The organism is Martelella sp. (assembly GCF_984369615.1).
The window spans coordinates 1-5,521 of sequence record NZ_CFHTCS010000297.1 but is presented as its reverse complement, the minus strand read 5'-3'; the positions used below and the strand labels follow the sequence as shown (position 1 = coordinate 5,521).

The window sequence follows — 5,521 nt, the reverse complement described above, 5'->3', positions numbered from 1 at the left end:
CGAGCCGGGCTTGAAGGCCTCGGCGATGACGCCGGGCCCGGAACCGCCGGCGCGCATGCCGGTCGAGCGGTTGACCAGGATGTTGGTCATGCCCTCGGGTTCGATGAAGTTTTCGACCGGCAGTTCCTTCAGCGCGTCGGTCATGAACGCGTTGAAGATCGGCGCGGCAAGGCCGCCGCCCGTCCCGTGGCGGCCGAGCGTTGCCGGCTGGTCGAAGCCAATGTAAAGCCCGGCGACGAGATTGGGCGTGAAGCCGACGAACCAGGCATCCTTCTCGTCATTGGTGGTGCCGGTCTTGCCGGCGACCGGACGGTCCAGATTGACGGCGCTGGCCGCCGTGCCGCGCTGGACGACGCCCTCCATCATCGAGGTGATCTGGTAGGACGTCATGGGATCGAGCACCTGCTGGCGGTCATCGATGAGAATGGGCTCGGCCTGCCCGGTCCATTCCTCCGCATTGCAGTTCTCGCAGATGCGCTCCTCATGCTTGAATATCGTCTCGCCGTAGCGGTCCTGGATGCGGTCGATCAGCGTCGGATTGACCTGCTTGCCGCCATTGGCGATCACCGCATAGGCGGAAACCATGCGCATGACGGTGGTCTCGCCGGAGCCGAGCGACATGGCGAGCACCGGATCCATGTGATCGTAGATGCCGAAACGTTCGGCATAATCGGCAACCGTTTCCATGCCGAGGTCGTTGGCGAGGCGCACGGTCATCAGGTTCTTCGACTTCTCGATGCCGGTTCGCAGCGTCTGCGGACCGGAGAAACCGCCGGCATAGTTCTGCGGCTTCCACAGTTCGCCGCCGGACTCGATCTCGATCGGCGCATCCATGACCACGGAGGCCGGCGTGTAGCCATTGTCGAGCGCCGCGGCATAGACGAAGGGCTTGAAGGAGGAGCCCGGCTGGCGATAGGCCTGCGTCGCGCGGTTGAACTGGCTTTCGGAGAAGGCGAAGCCGCCGACCATGGCCAGAACGCGGCCCGTCTGCGGGTCCATGGCGACAAGACCGCCCTGAACCTTCGGCACCTGCCGCAGCCTGTAGGTGTCGCCCTCGCCGGTCGTCTCGACATAGACGACATCGCCGGGCTTCAGCACGCCTTCGGGGCTCTTTGCGTTCGGCTTGCCCTTTTCGAGGAAACGATAGGCCCACTTCATGTCATCGGCCGGAATGAAACCGGTCTCGCGCGCCGTATCCACCTTGCCGGCGGCATCGATCTGCGGACGGATGCCGATCTCGGCTCCCTCGCCGCTCACGCCGAGCACGACGGCGATCTTCCAGTCCGGCACGTCCCAGAGCGGCCGCAACTTGGCCAGTTCCGGGCCCCAGTCGCCGGAAACCGATACTTCGGCGATCGGCCCGCGGAAACCGGCCGCCTCGTCATAGTTGATAAGGCCGTCGCGCAGCGCCTTCTGGGCATCGAGCTGCATCTTGGGGTCAAGCGAGGTGCGCACCGAAAGCCCGCCTTCATAGAGCATCTCCTCGCCATACTTGTCCTTCAGCTCGCGGCGGACGGCCTCCGCATAATATTCATCGCCCGCAATCGGCCGGTTGCGGTGCGTCGAGACCACGCCAAGCGGTTCGGCGCGCGCCGTTTCGGCTTCCTCGGCGGTGATGTAGCCGTTTTCCTCCATCCGGCTGATCACCCAGTTGCGGCGCTCGATCGCGGCTTCGGGATGGCGGTAGGGATCGTAATTGGCCGGCCCCTTGAGAACGGCGGCGAGATAGGCGCTCTCGGCGATCGTCAGGTCGGAGACCGGCTTGTCGAAATAGGAAAGCGCCGCATCGGCGATGCCGTATGCGTTCAGGCCGAAATAGACCTCGTTGAGGTAAAGTTCGAGGATCGTATCCTTGGAATAGGCCTGCTCGATGCGGAAGGACAGGATCGCCTCCTTGACCTTGCGCTCATAGGTCTGGTCCGACGACAGAAGGAAGTTCTTGGCGACCTGCTGGGTGATGGTCGAAGCGCCGACGGGGCGGCGACCGGTGCCCATATTGCGCACATTGGTGATGATCGCGCGCGTCAGGCCGACGACGTCGACGCCGGGGTGGGAGTAGAAATTCTTGTCTTCGGCCGACAGGAAGGCGCCGCGCACGCGCATGGGAATGGCATCGATCGGCAGGAACAGGCGGCGCTCATGGGCGTATTCGGCCATCAGTTCGCCGTTGCCGGCATAAATGCGCGTCGTGACCGGCGGCGTATACTGCGCAAGCACCTCGTAGTCCGGCAGATCCTTGGCGACATTGTTCAGATAAATCCCGACGCCGATCGCCACCACGACAAAAAGCGCGCAGGCGAGGCCGAAAAGATATCCGATAAGCTTGATCACGTTCACGTCTGTTGAATCCTGTCTCTGGCGAGGCTGGCCGAACTTTCCTCGTGCCGAAATGGTCTCATGCCGGCGCATTTTCCAAATGACCGCAGATACCGCCCCGAGCCCGTGTTGAAAACACCCCGAGCACCTTTTTACAACGAATGTGCGCTTTTTGCGACGCCGCTAAAATGTTGTTTCGGCGCATGGATCGATCCGGCGCGGCTGTTGCTCATCCGCCACCGGAGACGAGCGGGTGTCGATACCGCTTGACCGCCTCCACCAACCGGTCCACCAGCCGGTCGCGCCATTCCGGATCGAGCATGCGCCTCTCGTCCTCGGCATTGGAGAGAAAGCCGATCTCGAGCAGGATCGAGGGAATGTCCGGCGCCCTCAGCACCATGAAGCCTGCAAAGCGATGGGGATTGTTGATCAGCCCGATCTGCCCGCTGAACGAGGCAACGACCCTGTCGGCAAGCGAAATCGAAAAGCTCTGGGTCTCGCGTCGCGTGAGGTCGAGCAGGATATCGGTCACCTCCTCCGGCTCGCTGTCGGCTTCGATGCCCATGATCTCGTTGGACAGGTTTTCGCGCCGGGCAAGGGCAGCGGCAAGCCGGTCCGACGCGCGGTCGGAAAGCGTATAGACGGTCGCGCCCGAAATGTCGGGCTGATCGAGCGAATCCGCGTGAAACGAGATGAAAAGGTCGGCGCCGTGCTGTCGCGCCAGTTCCACCCGTCTGGAGAGTGAAAGATAGACATCCGAATCGCGGGTCAGAAAAGGCTCGTATCCCGGCTCCTGCGCCAATCGCCTGGCAAAGGCGCGGGCGAAATCGAGCGTGATCGTCTTTTCCAGCGTCTTCGTGTCCTCGCCGATCGCGCCGGTATCGACGCCGCCATGACCGGCATCGACAGCAACGACATAGGTGTCGTCGTCGACCGGCGTCGCAAGGCTGTCGGTGAAAGCGTCGCCCGCCTCGGACTGCCGGCGCTCCACGAGGGCGGCGAAGCGCGCGGCATCGGCAATCGCAAGATCGATCACCAGACGGGCGCTGCCCCCCTCCTCCTGCCGGACCTCGCCGAGCGTCATCTGGATCGGCTCGCGCGCCGAAAGCACGATGCGGGACTGGCCCGGTCCGGTCGCGCCGTAGCGCACATCGCTGACGAGCCCGCGTGGCTCGACCGCGTCGGCGGCAAACCCGAAGGCCGTGCTCGGAAGGGTGATCACCAGCCGGGCGGGATCCTTGAGGTAATGATAGCTGAACTCCGGCGAACGGTCGAAGTCGACCACGAGGCGGGCCCGCGCATCATCGCCGACAAGAAGCGCGTTATAGGCGATCAGCGGTGCCTCGGCATCCGCGTCTTCCGCGCTGGCGCGCGCAGCCGGCGCAACCGCTGTCAAAAAGAGGAGCAGAAGCGCCCCGGCTATCGCCAGGCGCGCCGCGAAAACACTGTCAAAAAGAACCCTGCCGCCGGCCACATTGCGTCCCGTCATGCCACCTCTCGCTTGTCGCAGGCCAGGCCCGCGAAAATGCAATCCAACCGTGTATTACCGTAACTGCCGGCCCGCCGGCAAGAAAGCGACCATGAACGCCACGGTGATGGCGAAAGAATGGCCCGAGCGCCGCACCCGATACGTCCACCAGACGGAACAGGGAACGCCCACCCGGCTGGCGCGGCCTTCAGTGGCATGATTCGCTTGGCGCTCAAATATAACCGGGGATTGGATTTTTCTTGCTATTGCAGCATGGAATACATACTAATGTGGTTCAGGTGGAGATTTATGACGGGACGATTGCGCGCAAGGGCAGCCGGTCTCTTGTTGATTGGCGCCATATGGAGTGACGGATCACCCGCGTCCTTCCACCACCGAACAGAATATCTTCGCCGTTATACGTGTTTCTCAAAAATCGTTTCGGCGTAAGGGTCAATGCTCTTCGGGCGACCCCCTGAGGGCATATTCATCGCCTCTCTACTCGAGAGGCCCGTTAGTATTGGTTTCGACTGGTTTCATATGAGAACGAAGCGTCAATTTCTTCCATCGGCCTTTCCGCCCGCAAGCGGCGACGGACTGATTCGAGAAGCAGCCGCCCGCGTTTCGTTGCACCGGTCGAACGCACATTCATCCGGCGCATCCGCAGGCAACCGTTTCCGGGACAGGACGAGCGTCCTTTCGGAGACCGGCGAGCGACTGCGCCGAGGAGCTCACTATAAATGGCAGACAAAATGCTCATCGACGCCTCTCATGAAGAAGAGACGCGCGTCGTCGTTGTTCGTGGAAATCGCATAGAGGAGTTCGATTTCGAATCGCAGCACAAGAAACAGCTGCGCGGCAACATCTATCTTGCAAAGGTCACGCGGGTCGAGCCCTCTCTCCAGGCCGCGTTTGTCGACTATGGCGGCAACCGCCATGGCTTCCTGGCCTTTTCGGAAATCCATCCCGACTATTACCAGATCCCGCTGGCCGATCGCGAAGCCCTTCTGAAGGAAGCAAGCGAAGAGGATGACGGCGACGACGCCGAGGCCTCCATGACCGAGCCGGCCGAGGCCTCCGAGAAGGCCGCCGAGGCCGACGGCAAGCCGAAGCCCCGCACCCGCAGGGGCCGGGCGAAATCGCGCTCGAACACGGCCGACAGCAAGGCCGACGAGGCGACGCAGGAACCGGAAAAGGCTGCAGGCGCCGAAGCATCGGCAGAGGCTGCGGACGCTTCCGAGACGAAGGCCGAGGCCGAAGCAAAATCCGACGACGCGTCCGAGGCAGCGGCAACCGCTGAAACGACTAAAGCCGCTGAGGAAACGGCAAAGCCCAAGCCCCGCAGGCGCCGCAAGCCGGCCGCCAAGAAGGCAGCGAAGGGCGAAGCGGACGCGTCGGTCGAGGGCGACGGCGAGACAGCTTCCAAAGATGAGTCTTCGGGCGAAAAAGGCTCTGACGACGAAGACAAGGGCGGCCCGACCCATATGGCGGCCGAGGTCGACGCCGACACGATTTCCGAGGACCTCGACGATGACGACGACAGCGTCGAATCCGTCGGCGCCGAAGACGCGATGGAAGAGGTGCCGGACAATGGCCACCGCCGGATGCGCAAGCAGTACCGCATCCAGGAAGTGATCAAGCGCCGGCAGATCCTGCTGGTGCAGGTCGCCAAGGAGGAGCGCGGCAACAAGGGCGCGGCGCTGACGACCTATCTTTCGCTCGCCGGCCGCTATTCGG

Annotated in this window: 2 protein-coding genes and 1 pseudogene; 1 reads left to right on the top strand and 2 read right to left on the bottom strand. The window is 63.0% G+C overall.

The genetic code is table 11. The features are described 5' to 3' along the window. Together AC5DC2_RS18605 and AC5DC2_RS18600 are read right to left on the bottom strand one after the other, a co-directional pair. Positions 1-2,331: penicillin-binding protein 1A (locus AC5DC2_RS18605; RefSeq protein WP_491699544.1), on the bottom strand; the 2,331-nt coding region annotated here is incomplete at its 3' end. A 214-nt stretch (positions 2,332-2,545) separates the two neighbouring features. Beyond that, entirely contained in the window at positions 2,546-3,805 is a 1,260-nt protein-coding gene (locus AC5DC2_RS18600) for an N-acetylmuramoyl-L-alanine amidase (RefSeq protein WP_024710113.1), read from the bottom strand. A 719-nt stretch (positions 3,806-4,524) separates the two neighbouring features. On the opposite strand from AC5DC2_RS18600, the pseudogene AC5DC2_RS18595 reads away from it, so the two are divergent. After that, a pseudogene (locus AC5DC2_RS18595) lies at positions 4,525-5,521 on the top strand (ribonuclease E/G); the annotation flags it as partial.